Consider the following 16,051-nt stretch of genomic DNA (forward strand, 5'->3'; position numbering starts at 1 on the left):
CTCACTCATGGCATGACATCGCCGGAATTCGGGCCGAGTGTCTGGCCGACAAACAGGTTGCCTCCCGGCTCGCTGGCAAGCAGTACAGCGGTCGGCGCCACTTCATCGGCCAGGCCAAAGCGGCCCAGGGGCAACTCGGCAGCTTTGGCGCGTTTCCAGTCTTCGCTGATGCCGCCCACCAACGGCGTCTCGATCGGGCCGGGCGCAATGGCATTGACCAGCACGTTGTCCTTGGCCACTTCCAGCGCCAGGGATTTGGTGAAGCCGATCACCCCAGCCTTGGCCGCGGCGTAGTGGGTCAACTCGGCGCCGCCCTTGATACCCAGTTGCGAGGCCACATTGATGATGCGGCCCCAACGCTGCGCCAGCATGTGCGGCAAGGCGCGCTGACTGGCGACAAATACACTGGTGAGGTCGACGCGCAGCATGTCGTTCCACATCTCGATGGAAAGGTCGACGCAGCGTGCCTGGGTGAGCATGCCGGCATTGTTGACCAGAATATCGATGCCGCCGAAGTGCTCGACGCAGCGGTCGACACTGGCCTGGGCGCCTTCAACGCTGCCGACATCGGCCAGGCACTCGACCACCTCGGCGCCGAGGTTGCGGCAGGTGATCGCGGTTTCGGCGAGGCTGGCGGCGTTACGGTCGGCCAGCAGCAAGCGTGCGCCTTCAGCGGCGTAGGCACGGGCGATGGCGGCACCGATGCCGCTGCCGGCGCCGGTGATCACGGCGCGGCGGTTGTTCAATTGAGACATACACAAATCTCCTAAGGCAAACACGGTCTCCTGTGGGAGCAGGCAAGCCAGCTCCCACATGTTTAGATCGAGTACCGTCAGTCGGGCCAGCGCACAGTTAAACCACCGTCGATGACGATGCTTTGGCCTGTGAGGTAGCTCGACGCCTCACTGGTCAAAAACTGCACCAGCGACGCCACCTCATCCGCCCGCCCTACCCGGCCCAACGGAATTGCCCGGGCGGCCTTGGCCAAGCCTTCCGGCCCCAAAGAATTCTTCGCATCCAACGACTGCGGCGTCTCGATCAACCCCGGAATCACCGCATTGCAACGAATCCCCAACGCCGCCAACTCCACCGCCAGCGAACGGCACAACCCCGGCACGCCGGCTTTTGCCGCCGCGTAATGGCTGTGTTCCTGCCAGCCATACACACCGCCGGCAATCGATGAAATCGCCACCAGCGCGCCGCCCTCTTTCATGTGCCGGCTTGCAGCGCGGAAGGTGCGCATCACTCCCGTCAGGTCGATATTGAGCATCTCGTCCCACAGCTCATCGGTCATCTCCAGCAACGGCGCGCGGCGCAGCAAACCGGCGTTGGCCACGGCATAATCGAGGCGGCCGAAGTGCTGCACGGCGGCCTCGGCCAGGGCGTCTACCGAGGCACTATTGCCCACGTCCAGCGGCAACATCAGGCATTCGCCTCCGGCTTCTTTCACCAGGGCCACGGTGGTATGCGGGTCATGGGGATCGGCCGGGAAATACCCGCCGACCACCGCCACGCCGCTGCGCGCATACGCCACGGCGAGGGCTTGGCCGATGCCGCTGGCGGCACCGGTAATCAAGGCAACTTTACGGCTCATCTAACACTCCTTACTGAACGGTTTCCGGACGCACATGGCGTGCGGCAAACATCAGCGCACCGGACAAGAAGCACGGCAGCGCGCCGAACCACAGCGCGGCGGTCTGCCAGTCACTGCCGGCGGACAACACCTGGGTGGCGCCAAACCCTGCGACCACTGCACCAATCGGCCCCATGGCATGGATGATCGCGCCGCCGGTGGCACGGATGCTGGTCGGGAAACTCTCGCTGATAAAGAACAACGCCGCCGAGTACGGCCCGATCAGGAAGAACAGGCCCAGGCTGTACAGCCCCACCACCATCGGCATATTGCTTGGGCCAAACAGCATCCCGGCAAATGCCAGGCCACCGAGCATCCAGCCCAGGCCGATCACGTTGCGGCGGCCGATCTTGTCGCCCATCCAGCCGTGGGTCAGGTAGCCGCAGTAACCCACCAGGTTCGACAGCACGAGGATGATCAGCGAGTTCTCGAACGAAATATGGTGCACGCTGACGATCACCGAGGTGCCGAGCACGCTGAACACCTGAATCGCTGCCCAGTTGAGCAACAACGCGGCGCCGATCACCAGCGTGGCGCGCCGTGCCGGACCACGGAAGGCAGCTTTAAGGCCAGCCTTGCTGTGTTCGTCGTAGTCGACGCCGTAAGTCACAGCGACGTTTTGCGCTTCTTTTACCGCGCCGCTTTTACGCAGTTCGCTGATGCGCTGATGGATCTGGAACTGCGGGCTCTCCTTTAGCTTGCGCGCCATGATCGCGATCACGACGGCCGGGATCGCTGCAAAAATGAAACACCCCTGCCAGCCGATAATCGGCAGCAACAGCGCGGTCAACCCGGCAGCGATCAACGCGCCCACCGGCCAGCCGCCCTGCACCAGGCTGTAGATAAACCCGCGGCGCTTGGTCAGTCGTGGGTCTTCCGAGGCGCCATACAGTTCGCTCAGGTACGTGGCGTTGACGGTTTCCTCGGCATAGCCCAGGCCGCCCAGCGAACGAATCAGAATCAGCGGTGACTTGCCCCACGCACCGCCAATCGCGGTAAGTGCCGAGCACAGCGCGGAACCTGCCACGGTAAAAATAATGCCTTTGCGCCGGCCCAACTTGTCCACTACCGGGCCAATCGCAAAGGCGACCACCGCTGTGCCCACCGCCACCCATGTTGCGATTTCAGCTTGCTCCACTTCACCCCAGCCAAAATGCCGGCCGATCTCCGGCAGCAAGGTGCCGAAGAGGATGAAGTCATACACCGCAAACACCCAGGCGAAAAACGCGATCCAGGTGGCAAAGCGCACCTCTTGCGACGTCAGTTGCCGGGGTTTCCAGCCAGTCAGGTCAAGCTTGTTGTAGATGGACATAAATCGCGCCTCGCAGGGTTGGGGCAAATGCCGACTAGCCAAGGTGGAACCTGAACCACAGGTAACGGATGACTCAGATCAGGTACGCGGTTGGCGGCGGATAAAGTCGTCGGCGATTTCGTCGAAGGTGACGAAGCGCACGCCGGCATGGCTCTGGATGTGTTCGATCAGGCGCTCGAGCATCAACAGCACTTGCGGGCGGCCGGACACGTCGGGGTGGATGGTCATGGTGAACACCGCGTGTTCGTGTTCGCGGTAAACCCAGTCGAACTGGTCGCGCCACATCTCTTCCAGGTGGCGCGGGTTGACGAAGCCGTGGCTGTTGGGGGCTTTTTTGATGAACATCATCGGCGGCAGGTCGTCGAGGTACCAGTTGGCCGGGATTTCCACCAGGTCGGTTTCTTCGCCGCGCACCAAAGGTTTCATCCAGGTATCCGGGTGCTGGCTGTAATCGATCTTGGTCCAGCTGTCGCCCTTGCGCACGTAGTACGGATGGAAGTCGTTGTGCATCAGGCTGTGGTCGTACTTGATGCCTTTTTTCAGCAGCAACTCGTTAGTGACCTTGCTGAATTCCCACCAGGGTGCGACATAACCGGTCGGGCGCTTGCCGGTGACCTGGGTGATCAGCTCGATCGACTTATCGAGGACGATTTCTTCCTGCTCGGCGGTCATCGCGATCGGGTTTTCGTGGCTGTAGCCGTGCACGCCGATTTCGTGGCCGGCGTCGGCCACCGCTTTCATCTGCTCGGGGAAGGTTTCCATTGAGTGACCGGGAATAAACCAGGTGGTGCGCAGGCCGTAGCGTTCGAACAGTTTGAGCAGGCGCGGCGCGCCAATTTCACCTGCGAACAAGCCGCGGGAGATGTCGTCCGGCGAGTCTTCACCGCCGTAGGAGCCGAGCCAGCCGGCGACGGCGTCTACGTCGACGCCAAATGCACAGAGAATGTCTTTAGCCATGGTATGTCTCCTTAAAAATTCAGGGTGGTTTCGACCGACAGTGCGGCCCTGAGCAGACGTGCGTCTTCGCCGCTTGGGGCGCTGAGCAGCAGGCCGGTGGGTAAACCCAGGGCATCACGGCCGCTGGGCAGGCTGACGCCAGGCATGTCGAGCAAACTGCCGGGCATGGTCAGGCGCAGGGTGGCGAGGTTGGTTTTGACGAACAGCTCGTCATCGGCTTGCAGCGGTGCAAGGGCCGGGGCGACATGGGCGACGGTCGGGGTAATGAGAACGGCACCGTCGAGTTCATCGACCAGTTGGAGTTGCAAGCGGCGACGCGCGTCGATCAGGTGCAGTAATTGGCTGGCAGGCAATTCACGCGCGGCCTCCAGGCGACGGCGTACACGCGGGTCGAGTTGCTCGGCATCGCTGCTGTCCAACAAGTTTTCGTGCAGGGCGAAGGCTTCGAATGAGCCGAGCCAGCCGTCCTGCTTGATCAGGTTGAGGGTGGCCTGGAAGGTGGCTGACGCGCGCACCTCGATCAGCGCACCGGCAGCCTTGAGCTGGTCCACCGCGCGCAGCAGGTTATTGCGCACGGCGGGCTCGATGTCTTCCAACGTGCCCTGCTCAAGGACGAAGTGCTGGCCCTTGAGACTACGGGCGACGTGCTGTTGCGTGCGGCCGTTGAGCAGGTCGTCGATGGCCAGCGCATCGCGCACGCTGCGGGTCAGCGGGCCGAGGCTGTCGAGGGTGTGCGCCAGCGGGAATACACCGTCACGGCTGTAGCGCCGACAGCTGCTGCGGTAGCCCACCACACCATTGAGCGCTGCGGGGATGCGGATCGAGCCGGCAGTGTCGGTGCCCATGGCGATGGGCACGATCCCCGCCGCCACAGCGACCGCCGAGCCCGACGACGAGCCGCCGGGAATGCGCGGTTGATCGCTGCCATTGGGGTTATGGGGCGTGCCGAAATGCGGGTTCAGGCCCAGGCCGGAATACGCCAGTTCACTGAGATTGGTCTTGCCCAGGCTGACCATTCCGGCGCGGCACAACAGCCCGACACTGGGCGCATCGACCAAGGCCGGCGCAGCCTTGCGGCGATAGGCGGCGCCTGCGGTGGTGATGCTGCCGGCCACGTCGAACAAATCTTTCCAGGCCAGTGGCACGCCATCGAATGCGCTCAAAGGCTGCCCGGCACGCCAGCGCGCGGCGGCAGCCTCGGCCTCACGGCGTGCGCGCTCGGCGGTCAGGGAAATAAAGACACTGGGCGCCATGCTCGCGTGGACGAGTGCCTGCTCCAGTGCCTGCACCGGGTCGTTGCGACCGCTGGCGAACGCTTGGGCCATTGAGGTGGCGTCTGACATCAAGATGACCCTCACAAAACGTACATATTAATAAAATGTACGTTTTACAAAGGCAGATTTCGTGCCAGTCTCTTTGGACGTGTTGTGGTGTTCCTAAGCCATAACGTCAACACCAGCGAGATAGATGGTTTTTCAGGCTGCAAAAAATATCGGCGCACGTGCTGAGCCTAGCTCGAATTGAAATAATGTATCTTTTGTTAATAAATACATTTTGGTGCAAAAAGTAACGTTTCTCTCTTGGCGGCCCCAAAAAAGTGCCACCGCTGTAGCGCAGAGTGACAGGTGCATCTATGAGAGAATCCCTGACCAATTTCCTACACGCCCAAGAGAACACGATGAAAGCAGTGTCCGCCTCGGCCTCCCGTTACGCGATGATTCACCAACTGTTGCGTGATGCGATCGTTAACGGCACTGCGCGCCACGGGCTGGTGTTGCTGGAAGCGCCGCTGGCCGAGCTGTTCGGCACCAGCCGCGTTCCAGTCCGCAAGGCTTTGGACCTGCTGCATGACGAGGGCTTGATCTGCCGTTTCAATGGCCGAGGTTACTTGATCAACCCCAAAGGCCTGGTCATGGAGCCGCTGCGCTTGCCCCTGAGCCATGCGCACCTGGGCCTTGATGGCGAAGCTGAGTTGGTGGATACGCGGCCGCTGGGTGAGCGGATCGTCGAGGAAATCGGCGCGGCGCTGTCCACGTGTATCGCTTTTGGCCACTACCGCCTGGACGAGCAAGCCGCCGCTGACCACTACAGCGTCAGCCGCGCGGTGGTGCGTGAAGCGCTGATGCGCCTGCGCGACCGTGGCCTGGTGGAAAAAGAACCCTACTCCCAGTGGCTGGCCGGGCCGTTGACCGCGCGGGAAGTCACCGAAGACTACGAACTACGCGCCTGCCTGGAACCCGAAGCGCTGCGCCAGAGCGCGCCGAACCTGGACCGCGAGATGCTCGAAGCGATGTTGCAGCGCGTGCTGGATGCCCAGCAAAGCCCACACTGCAGCCTGGAAACCATCGAACAGATCGAAGAGGACTTGCACCAACGCTGCCTGGCCGGCCTGCAAAACCGCAAGATCGCCGCGCTGATCCGCCAGGGCCAAAGCCCGATGATCATCAGTCGTATTTTTTACCGTTTACTGGGAATCGGCGCAGATCCCGCCATGCTCGCCGAACATCGCTTGATTCTGGAGTTGTTGCTGCATGGGGCATTTGATGCGGCAGCGCTGAATTTGCGCGAGCATTTGCAGCGGGCGCGGCAGCGGATGTTGCAGCGCCTGAAGGTGCTGTCGGTGTTACCGGAGCAGCCGCTGCCGGCTTACCTGCACAAAATCAGCTGACGCCACTCGGTCTGACATGTGGGAGCTGGCTTGCCTGCGATGGCGGTGTATCAGTCACCCGATGTATCAACTGGCACACCGCTATCGCAGGCAAGCCAGCTCCCACATGGACTCAGCGTCGTTTTAGAAATTTCATGCAATATGTTGCTATCTCACGCCCACCATTGAAACCACCGCTACCCCGCCCCATCTAACCTGCATACTTCCTTATGCAGGTGCCCCATGAGCGACCAGCAAGAATTCCCGGACATCGACCTGAACGATTACGCCGACCCCGAAAACGCTGAGCACGAAACCTCGTCCAACACCGGCCTGGCCCTGCCTGGGCAAAACCTGCCGGACAAGGTCTATATCATCCCGATCCACAACCGGCCGTTCTTCCCGGCGCAGGTATTGCCGGTCATCGTCAACGAAGATCCGTGGGCCGAAACCCTGGAGCTGGTGAGCAAATCCGACCACCACTCGCTTGCGCTGTTTTTCATGGACACACCACCCGAAGACCCGCGCCACTTCGACACCTCCAGCCTGCCGCTGTACGGCACGCTGGTGAAGGTGCACCACGCCAGCCGCGAGAACGGCAAGCTGCAGTTCGTCGCCCAGGGCCTGACCCGCGTGCGCATCAAGACCTGGCTCAAGCACCATCGCCCGCCATACCTGGTGGAAGTCGAATACCCGCACCAGCCCACCCAGCCTACCGACGAGGTCAAGGCCTACGGCATGGCGCTGATCAATGCGATCAAGGAACTGCTGCCACTCAACCCGCTGTACAGCGAAGAGTTGAAGAACTACCTCAACCGCTTCAGCCCCAACGACCCCTCGCCGCTCACCGACTTCGCCGCCGCGTTGACCTCGGCAACCGGTAACGAGTTGCAGGAAGTGCTCGACTGCGTCCCCATGCTCAAGCGCATGGAAAAAGTATTGCCAATGCTGCGCAAGGAAGTTGAAGTCGCGCGCCTGCAGAAGGAAATCTCCGCCGAGGTAAACCGCAAGATCGGTGAGCATCAGCGCGAGTTCTTCCTCAAGGAACAACTCAAGGTCATCCAGCAAGAGTTGGGCTTGACCAAAGATGACCGCAGCGCTGACGTCGAACAGTTCGAGCAACGCCTGGTGGGCAAAGTGCTGCCGGCCCAGGCGCAAAAACGCATCGGCGAAGAGATGAACAAGCTGTCGATCCTGGAAACCGGTTCGCCGGAATACGCGGTCACACGCAACTACCTGGACTGGGCCACTTCCGTGCCGTGGGGCGTATATGGCGAGGACAAGCTCGACCTGAAACACGCGCGCAAAGTGCTGGATAAGCACCATGCAGGCCTGGACGACATCAAAAGTCGCATCCTTGAATTCCTCGCGGTCGGTGCTTACAAAGGCGAAGTCGCCGGTTCCATCGTGCTGCTGGTCGGCCCGCCGGGCGTGGGCAAGACCAGTGTGGGTAAATCCATCGCCGAATCCCTGGGCAGGCCGTTCTATCGGTTCAGCGTTGGCGGCATGCGCGACGAGGCCGAGATCAAGGGCCATCGCCGCACCTACATCGGCGCCCTGCCGGGCAAGCTGGTGCAGGCGCTTAAAGATGTGGAAGTGATGAACCCGGTGATCATGCTCGACGAGATCGACAAGATGGGCCAGAGCTTCCAGGGCGACCCGGCGTCTGCGCTGCTGGAAACCCTCGACCCTGAGCAGAACGTCGAATTCCTCGATCACTACCTGGACCTGCGCCTGGACCTGTCCAAAGTGCTGTTCGTGTGTACCGCTAACACCCTGGACTCGATCCCCGGCCCGTTGCTGGACCGTATGGAAGTGATTCGCCTGTCGGGCTATATCACCGAAGAAAAAGTCGCCATCGCCAAGCGTCACCTGTGGCCCAAGCAGCTGGAAAAAGCCGGCGTGGCGAAAACCAGCCTGAGCATCAGCGACGGCGCCCTGCGTGCGTTGATCGACGGTTATGCGCGGGAAGCCGGGGTGCGCCAGTTGGAGAAACAGCTGGGCAAACTGGTGCGCAAGGCCGTGGTCAAGTTGCTGGATGAGCCGAACTCGGTGATCAAGATCGGCAACAAGGACCTGGAAAGCTCATTGGGCATGCCGGTGTTCCGCAACGAGCAAGTGCTGTCGGGCACTGGTGTGATCACTGGCCTGGCCTGGACCAGCATGGGCGGCGCGACCTTGCCGATTGAGGCGACGCGCATCCACACGCTCAATCGCGGCTTCAAACTCACCGGGCAGTTGGGTGAAGTGATGAAAGAGTCCGCCGAGATCGCCTACAGCTACATCAGCTCGAACCTGAAGTCGTTTGGCGGCGATCCGAAGTTCTTCGATGAAGCCTTCGTACACCTGCACGTGCCGGAAGGCGCCACACCAAAAGACGGCCCGAGCGCGGGTGTCACCATGGCCAGTGCGCTGCTGTCGCTGGCACGCAACCAGCCGCCGAAAAAAGGTGTGGCCATGACCGGCGAGCTGACCTTGACCGGGCATGTGCTGCCGATTGGCGGCGTGCGCGAGAAGGTGATTGCGGCGCGCCGCCAGAAGATTCACGAGCTGATCTTGCCGGAGCCGAATCGCGGGAGCTTTGAGGAGTTGCCGGAGTACCTGAAGGAAGGCATGACGGTACACTTTGCCAAGCGCTTTGCGGATGTGGCGAAGGTGCTCTTCTAAATTTCACTCCAACCCTGTGGCGAGGGAGCTTGCTCCCGCTGGACTGCGCAGCAGTCCCAACAAAGCCGGGGCCGCTTCGCGGCCAGCGGGAGCAAGCTCCCTCGCCACAAAGGTTTCTGTCACTGTCTGCTTGTCACACCTTGTCTCATCTTCGGTTATGCTCGCCCTTCGTCGCCACACAACGGAGCCTCCATGACCGCTGCCCGCCTGCTTCTCCCCTTGAGCCTTGCCCTGCTGGCCGGATGCGCCAGTGCCCCCAAGCAAAACGTCACAGTGGACAACCAGAGCGCCTGCCCGCTGCAGCTTAAAACCGGACAAAACCTGATCCTCACCCTGCTGAGCAACCCCACCACCGGCTACCGCTGGGCCATCCAGGATTCCGCCGGCGGTGTGCTGCGTGCCTTGAGCCCGGAGGTCTACAGCAGCGCGGAATCCGGTGTGATCGGCGGCGGTGGCCACTCCACCTGGCGCTTCCAGGCCTTCGCAGCCGGCCAGGGCCGTTTGCGCCTGACATCCCAGCAACCCTGGGAGCCGGAAGCCGAACCGGCCGAAACCTTCGACTGCGCCATTACGGTGAACTGATATGCCATGGCTGATCCTTGCGCTGATGGGCGCCGGCACCTTTATCTACGGCCTGACCACCCACGCCACCTTGTTGTGCCTGCTGGTCAAACCACTGCCGGTGCTGGCACTGCTGGGCTGGCTGCATGATGCGCCGCCCACTGACTATCGACGCTGGATCAGCCTGGGGCTGATTTTTTCCCTGGTCGGTGATGTGCTGCTCGCTTGGCCGGGCGACCTGTTTATCTTTGGCCTCGGCGCGTTCCTGTTTGCGCACCTGGCGTATCTGAAAGCCTATTTCAGCGATTGCCGCCGCCTGGCGGTGTTGCCATTGGTATTGGCGCTGGGTGTGGGGGCAATCCTGCTGAGTATTTTGATTTCCCACGGCCTCGGCGACTTGCTGATTCCAGTGGTGGTTTACGCCCTGGTGATCAGTGCCATGCTTTGGCGTGCGCTCGCACGGCTGGGCAGTGAAGTGCCCAAACGCTCGGCATGGCTTGCGGCAGCGGGGGCGGTGTCGTTTGTGTTTTCCGACACGCTGATCGGCATCAACCGGTTTGTGTTGGCCTTCGATGCGGCACCGTATTTGCTGATCACCACCTATTGGCTGGGTCAGTGGGGTATTACCGCTTCGGCTTTCCATCAGACAACCCGCGCACATGAGGGCCAACTTGGCTAAAATGCCGGCCTTTCCCCCCTCGTCGCCGGAACAACCGTGAGCAAAGAACCCGATCGCCTATTCGCCCAGCCCCTGCCCCAGGTGCCGGACTTCGCCTTTAACGAGGACGTGGTGCGGGTGTTCCCGGACATGATCAAGCGCTCGGTGCCGGGTTACCCGACCATCGTCGAGAACCTCGGCGTGCTTGCGGCGCAATTTGCCCAGCCGGGCAGCGTGCTTTACGACCTCGGTTCGTCCCTAGGCGCTGTGACCCAAGCCTTGCGTCGCCACGTGCGCACCGACGGCTGCCGGGTGATTGCAGTGGATAACTCCGCCGCCATGGTCGAGCGCTGCCGCGAATACCTCAACGGTCAGGACTCGATGTTCCAGGAGTTGCTGCCGGTTGAGGTGGTTGAGGGCGACATTCTCGCGCTGCAATTTAAGCCTGCTTCGGTGGTGGCGTTGAACTTCACCCTGCAATTTATCGCGCCTGACCAACGCCTGGCGTTACTCGGGCGTATCCGCCAGTCGCTGCTGCCAGGCGGGGCGTTGATCCTTTCGGAAAAGCTGCGTTTCAACGATCCCGAAGAACACGCATTGCTCACCGACCTGCATATCGCGTTCAAACGCGCCAACGGCTACAGCGAACTGGAAATTGCCCAGAAGCGCAGCGCCATCGAAAACGTCATGAAGCCCGACAGCCTCGAAGAACACCGCGAACGCCTGCTGGCGGCCGGGTTCTCGAAAGTCGTGCCGTGGTTCCAGTGTCTTAACTTTGCCTCGTTGATTGCCTTGCCATGATTGATTTGTCCCCCCTCGCCCGCCACTTGGTCGGTACTCCTCTGGCCGTATGGGCCCAGGGCCTGCAAGCGCAGCTCGACAGCAAAATGGAAAAGGGCCATGGCGACCTGGAGCGCTGGCAAAGTGCGCTGGACGCACTGCCGCAGATCCAGCCCAGCGAAGTCGATTTGCTCAATGGCCTGACGCTTGATACCGATTGCGACGACGCCACCCGCGCGCAAATGCACACCGCGCTGATGGGCCTGAGCCCATGGCGCAAAGGCCCGTTCAACCTGTTTGGCGTGCATGTGGACACCGAGTGGCGTTCAGACTGGAAGTGGTCGCGGGTTGCACCGCACCTGGACTTGAAGGGCAAGCGCATCCTCGATGTGGGCTGCGGCAACGGCTATTACATGTGGCGCATGCTCGGCGCGGGGGCCGACAGCGTCATTGGCGTGGACCCGAACTGGCTGTTCTTCTGCCAGTTCCAGGCCGTGCAGCGCTACCTGAACGAGCCAAAGGCCTGGCACTTGCCGTTCCCGTTTGAAGACCTGCCGTCGAACCTGGAAGGCTTCGACACGGTGTTTTCCATGGGCGTGTTCTACCATCGTCGTTCGCCCATTGAGCACTTGCTGGCGCTCAAGGACACCTTGGTCAAAGGCGGCGAGTTGGTCCTGGAAACCCTGGTCGTCGAAGGCGATCAGCAGCAGGTGCTGGTGCCGGAAGACCGTTATGCGCAAATGCGCAACGTGTGGTTCCTGCCGTCGGTGCCGGCACTGATGCTGTGGCTGCGCCGCGCGGGTTTCAGTGAAGTGCGTTGTGTGGATGTGAGTGTGACCACGGTTGAAGAACAACGCGGCACCGAGTGGATGAAGTATCAGTCGCTGAGTGATTTCCTGGACCCGGATGATCACAGCAAGACCATCGAAGGGCTGCCGGCGCCGATGCGGGCGGTGATTATCGCCAAGAAATAAACACTGATTTCCCTGACTAAATGGGGATCAAAATGTGGGAGCTGGCTTGCCTGCGATGGCGGCCAGCCCGACAACTCATCAGTGACTGATACACCGCTATCGCAGGCAAGCCAGCTCCCACATTGGCTCCTCGGTGTTCTTTAGAGTGTGGGCTTGGCTCTGCGGGCCTTGAAGAATTCACTCAGTACCGTGCCGCATTCCTCGGCCAACACCCCGCCTTCATACAGCACCCGATGGTTGAGAAAGCCCTGGGTAAAAAACTGCCCCTGGCTTTGCACAATCCCGGCCTTGGGCTCCAGCGCGCCGTACACCACCCGCGCGATACGCGAATGCACAATCAAACCAGCGCACATGCTGCACGGCTCCAGCGTCACGTACAGCGTGCTGCCCACCAGCCGGTAGTTGCTGATCGCCTGCGCAGCGGCGCGAATGGCGACCATCTCGGCATGGGCGCTGGGGTCGTTGCCGCTGATCGGGCAGTTAAAGCCACGGCCGATGATTTCACCGCCTTGCACCAGCACCGCGCCCACGGGCACTTCGCCAAGTGCCGCGCCCTGGGCGGCAAGGGCCAGAGCCTCACGCATGAAGTGCTGGTCGCGGCTGCGGTCGATAATCGCTGCGGGGCGAATCTGGCGCATCACGCCACCTCGATGGCGGCCATCAGGCCGGTTTCCATATGGTCGATCACGTGGCAGTGAAACATCCACACGCCTGGGTTATCGGCCACCAACGCCACGCGCGCACGCTCGTTCTTGCCCAGCAGGTAGGTGTCGGTGAAATACGGAATCACCTTGTGGCGGTTCGAGGCGATCACCTTGAAGCTCATGCCGTGCAGGTGAATCGGGTGCTGGTACTGGGTCATGTTCTTCAATTCAAAAATGTAGCTCTTGCCCTTCTCAAGCCTGGCAATCGGGCGGTCGGCGCAGGTCTTGTCGGTGATGTCCCAGGCCTTGCCGTTGATCTGCCACAGGCTCGGCGGTTTGCCGTCATCCACCGACACGCTGCCGACCCACTCGAAATTGAAGTTGAGTTTCTCGGCATTGGCCAGGTCCGGCTCGGCAATCGGGTTGGCGGGCAGTGCTGGCGGCCATTCGCTCGGCGCGTCGGTATTGGCAACTGAACGGAAAGTGCCGAGACGCACCGGGCCGTTACGGATCGACAGCTCTTGACCCGCCGGTGGCGCCTTGATCGCCAGGCAAATGCGCATGCCCGGGCCCAGCCAGTATTCCTTGCCCAACGGGCGCGGCTCGATGGGGTTGCCATCCAGTGCGTAGATCTGCGCTTCAACGTCGGGGATGTTGAGGCGATACGTCAGGGTGTTGTCGAGGTTGAGCAAGCGCACGCGGGTGATCTGCCCGGCAGGCAGATCGATCACCGCCTGGGGCACGCCATTGATGGTCGACAACCGCCCGGCCGTGCCACCACGCGCCGCTTCACGGGGCACGCTGAAGGCGACAAAGGCGCCCTCTTCGTCCACGTGCCAGCTTTTCAGGCTCAAGGTGCATTCGTGTTTGAAACCGGTGGGCTCGCGCTCTTCGACAATCAGCGGGCCGACCAGGCCACGGCCGAGTTCTTCGCTGCTGTTCACATGGGGGTGATACCAGTAGCTGCCGGCATCGGGCACGCGGAATTTGTAGTCGAAATATTCACCGGGCAGTACCGGCAGTTGCGAGACGTAGGGCACGCCGTCCATTTCCAGCGGCAGGCGGATGCCGTGCCAGTGAATGGTGGTGGCGACCGGCAGGTGGTTGATAAAACGTACCCGCAGCCACTCGCCTTGGCGCACACGCAACTCGGTGCCTGGCGCCGAGGGGCCGAACGCCCAGGCTTCGGTCTTGTGGCCGGGCACCAGTTCCACGTCCAACGGTGCGGCAATCAGCTCGTAATCGTGGCCCACGTTGGCCTCGGCGACTTTCCCCAGCCAGTAGCGATAGGCGCCACCGGCACCGACGCCCACGACGGCCAGGCCTGCCAGGCCACCCAGGATTTGTCGACGGGAAAAGGATCGGGACACAACAACCTCACGTATCTGCCGCAGGCCAGAGGCCCGCAAAGGGCAGATACGATACACCTGCATCGGCTAAACAGTAAGGCTTCGCATTGCCGCATGGCGAAAACGCCGATGAAGACTCTGAAGATTTCCTGTGGGAGCTGGCTTGTGTGGGAGCTGGCTTGCCTGCGATAGCATCACCTCGGTAAAACTGAAAAACCGAGGCGCCTGCATCGCGGGCAAGCCCGGCTCCCACACAAGCCAGCTCCCACACAAGCCCGCTCCACAGGAGATTTCCAGTGTCTGATCAGTGCTTGGCAGCCGCCAGAATCAGGGCTTTCATTTCGGCAACCGCGCCTTTGAAACCGACGAACAGCGCATGCGCCACCAGCGCATGGCCGATGTTCAGCTCGTTGATGCCCTTGATCGCGGCCACGGCTTCGACGTTGTGGTAGTGCAAGCCATGGCCGGCGTTGACGATCAGGCCTTCGTTGAGGCCGCACTTGACGCCGTCGATGATGCGCTGCAGTTCCTCAGCCACTTCGGTGGGCGTGGTGGCATCGGCGTAACGGCCGGTGTGCAGTTCGATCGCCGGCGCGCCGACGCGACGCGACGCTTCGATCTGGCGCTCGTCGGCGTCGATGAACAGTGACACTTCGCTGCCGATCTTCGACAGGCGCTCCACCGCCGCCTTGATCCGCGCTTCCTGGCCGGCCACATCGAGGCCGCCTTCGGTGGTGAGTTCCTGGCGGGTTTCCGGCACCAGGCAGATATGCGCCGGGCGGATGCGCTCGGCGAACGCCATCATTTCTTCGGTGACGCCCATCTCGAAGTTCATGCGGGTTTGCAGCACGTCCTTGAGCACCAGTACATCGCGCTCCTGGATGTGGCGGCGGTCTTCGCGCAGGTGCACGGTGATGCCGTCGGCACCCGCTTCTTCGGCGTCCAGCGCGGCCTTGACCGGGTCGGGGTAACGGGTGCCCCGGGCCTGGCGCAGGGTGGCGACGTGGTCGATGTTGACGCCAAGAAGAATGCGATTGCTGGTGGTCACGGAAGCGCTCCTGAAAAGGGAAAGAAACGCTGCACAGCATACACGGGCTTGTCAGGGCTTTCGAAACAACTCGCGACTGACCAGCGGGCGCCCGCCCAAATGCACGGCCAGCGCCTGGCGCATCAGGCGCTTGGCGGCGGACAAGGCGCCAGGCGCGGTCCAGTCCGCTTCGCTCATGGCCAACAGCTCGGTGCCCTGGAACAGGCCCGGTTGCAGCAGGTATACGCGCTCAAGGCCGGCGTCGACTTGCAGGCGGTACATACCGTCGGCGGCGATGGGGTCGCCGTGCAGGTCATTGCTCAGTTCGAAGCCGTAGCCCAAGTCATCGAGCAGGCGCCATTCGAAGGCGCGCAGCAGCGGCTCCAGCGGGCGACCTTCGGCCAGGGCCACCAGCGTGGCAGCGTAGTGATCGAAGACGGCGGGGTGCGGGTCTTCGGCGGGCAGCAGGCGGATCAACAGTTCGTTTAGGTAGAGGCCACTGAACAGCGCTTCGCCATTGAGCCAGGCCGAGGTGCCGACGCTTTCCAGGCGGCCGACGTTTTTCAGCTCGCCCTTGCCACGAAACTCCACGTCCAGCGCCACAAACGGCCGTGCCAACGTACCCGCTTTGCCCCGCGCACTGCGCAACACCGCGCGCAAGCGGCCTTGGGGCGTGAGGAAATCCACCAAAGCGCTGGTCTCGCGGTAGGCGCGGCTGTGCAGGACGTAGGCGAGTTGGCTGGGGGGTGGGGTTTGGGACATGCAAGTCTCTTCGCAGAACTTAAGAACAGCGACAAACCAATGTGGGAGCGGGCTTGCCCGCGATGCAGGCACCTCGGTCA

15 protein-coding genes are annotated in these 16,051 nt (G+C 62.0%); 6 read left to right on the forward strand and 9 right to left on the reverse strand.

All coding sequences use genetic code 11. The features are described from left to right. Positions 1-5: 5 nt before the first annotated feature. The 5 genes from ACQY47_RS09110 to ACQY47_RS09130 form a co-directional block, all read right to left on the reverse strand. Positions 6-755 carry an SDR family NAD(P)-dependent oxidoreductase gene (locus ACQY47_RS09110; RefSeq protein WP_138451092.1) on the reverse strand — a complete coding sequence of 250 codons (750 nt, stop codon included), beginning with the start codon at positions 753-755 and terminating at the stop codon, positions 6-8. Positions 756-832: 77 nt separating this feature from the next. Beyond that, entirely contained in the window at positions 833-1,594 is a 762-nt protein-coding gene (locus ACQY47_RS09115) for an SDR family NAD(P)-dependent oxidoreductase (RefSeq protein ID WP_099548488.1), read from the reverse strand. A gap of 10 nt (positions 1,595-1,604) precedes the next feature. Then, positions 1,605-2,945 carry an MFS transporter gene (locus tag ACQY47_RS09120; protein WP_065912690.1) on the reverse strand — a complete coding sequence of 447 codons (1,341 nt, stop codon included), beginning with the start codon at positions 2,943-2,945 and terminating at the stop codon, positions 1,605-1,607. A 78-nt stretch (positions 2,946-3,023) separates the two neighbouring features. Beyond that, positions 3,024-3,902 carry a polysaccharide deacetylase family protein gene (locus tag ACQY47_RS09125; RefSeq protein ID WP_003234086.1) on the reverse strand — a complete coding sequence of 293 codons (879 nt, stop codon included), beginning with the start codon at positions 3,900-3,902 and terminating at the stop codon, positions 3,024-3,026. An 11-nt stretch (positions 3,903-3,913) separates the two neighbouring features. Continuing rightward, the gene (locus ACQY47_RS09130; RefSeq protein ID WP_428556975.1) at positions 3,914-5,245 is read right to left on the reverse strand and encodes an amidase; all 1,332 of its coding nucleotides are present in this window, start codon (positions 5,243-5,245) and stop codon (positions 3,914-3,916) included. A 335-nt stretch (positions 5,246-5,580) separates the two neighbouring features. Between ACQY47_RS09130 and ACQY47_RS09135 the strand changes: the two genes are divergently transcribed. The 6 genes from ACQY47_RS09135 (at position 5,581) to cmoB (ending at position 12,189) form a co-directional block, all read left to right on the forward strand. Then, positions 5,581-6,570: a GntR family transcriptional regulator gene (locus ACQY47_RS09135; protein WP_017136306.1), complete on the forward strand. Its 990-nt coding sequence runs from the start codon at positions 5,581-5,583 to the stop codon at positions 6,568-6,570. 222 nt (positions 6,571-6,792) lie between these two features. Continuing rightward, complete coding sequence (lon, locus tag ACQY47_RS09140) at positions 6,793-9,216, forward strand: endopeptidase La (RefSeq protein WP_017136305.1); 2,424 nt, start codon at positions 6,793-6,795, stop codon at positions 9,214-9,216. Positions 9,217-9,408: 192 nt separating this feature from the next. After that, on the forward strand, positions 9,409-9,798 hold the full coding sequence (locus ACQY47_RS09145; RefSeq protein WP_428556976.1) for a protease inhibitor I42 family protein: 390 nt from the start codon (positions 9,409-9,411) through the stop codon (positions 9,796-9,798). A gap of 1 nt (position 9,799) precedes the next feature. After that, positions 9,800-10,456, forward strand: coding sequence for a lysoplasmalogenase (locus tag ACQY47_RS09150; protein ID WP_099548485.1), 657 nt, complete (start codon positions 9,800-9,802; stop codon positions 10,454-10,456). Positions 10,457-10,492: 36 nt separating this feature from the next. Then, entirely contained in the window at positions 10,493-11,236 is a 744-nt protein-coding gene (cmoA, locus tag ACQY47_RS09155) for a carboxy-S-adenosyl-L-methionine synthase CmoA (RefSeq protein ID WP_428556977.1), read from the forward strand. Then, positions 11,233-12,189, forward strand: coding sequence for a tRNA 5-methoxyuridine(34)/uridine 5-oxyacetic acid(34) synthase CmoB (gene cmoB / locus ACQY47_RS09160; RefSeq protein WP_236447623.1), 957 nt, complete (start codon positions 11,233-11,235; stop codon positions 12,187-12,189). The genes cmoA and cmoB overlap by 4 nt, the downstream gene beginning before the upstream one ends. Positions 12,190-12,329: 140 nt before the next feature. Here cmoB and tadA read toward each other — a convergent pair whose 3' ends face one another. The 4 genes from tadA to recO form a co-directional block, all read right to left on the reverse strand. Next, the gene (tadA, locus tag ACQY47_RS09165) at positions 12,330-12,827 is read right to left on the reverse strand and encodes a tRNA adenosine(34) deaminase TadA (RefSeq protein ID WP_017136300.1); all 498 of its coding nucleotides are present in this window, start codon (positions 12,825-12,827) and stop codon (positions 12,330-12,332) included. Next, a complete protein-coding gene (locus ACQY47_RS09170) occupies positions 12,827-14,203 on the reverse strand; it encodes a multicopper oxidase family protein (protein ID WP_428556978.1) in 1,377 nt (458 codons plus the stop codon). The genes tadA and ACQY47_RS09170 overlap by 1 nt, the downstream gene beginning before the upstream one ends. 283 nt (positions 14,204-14,486) lie before the next feature. Further along, positions 14,487-15,230, reverse strand: a complete 744-nt coding sequence (pdxJ, locus tag ACQY47_RS09175) for a pyridoxine 5'-phosphate synthase (protein WP_017136297.1) — start codon at positions 15,228-15,230, stop codon at positions 14,487-14,489. A gap of 51 nt (positions 15,231-15,281) precedes the next feature. Next, positions 15,282-15,971: a DNA repair protein RecO gene (gene recO, locus ACQY47_RS09180; RefSeq protein ID WP_017136296.1), complete on the reverse strand. Its 690-nt coding sequence runs from the start codon at positions 15,969-15,971 to the stop codon at positions 15,282-15,284. Positions 15,972-16,051: the final 80 nt, after the last annotated feature.

It is taken from the genome of Pseudomonas edaphica (assembly GCF_965277385.1).
GTDB lineage: Bacteria > Pseudomonadota > Gammaproteobacteria > Pseudomonadales > Pseudomonadaceae > Aquipseudomonas > Aquipseudomonas edaphica.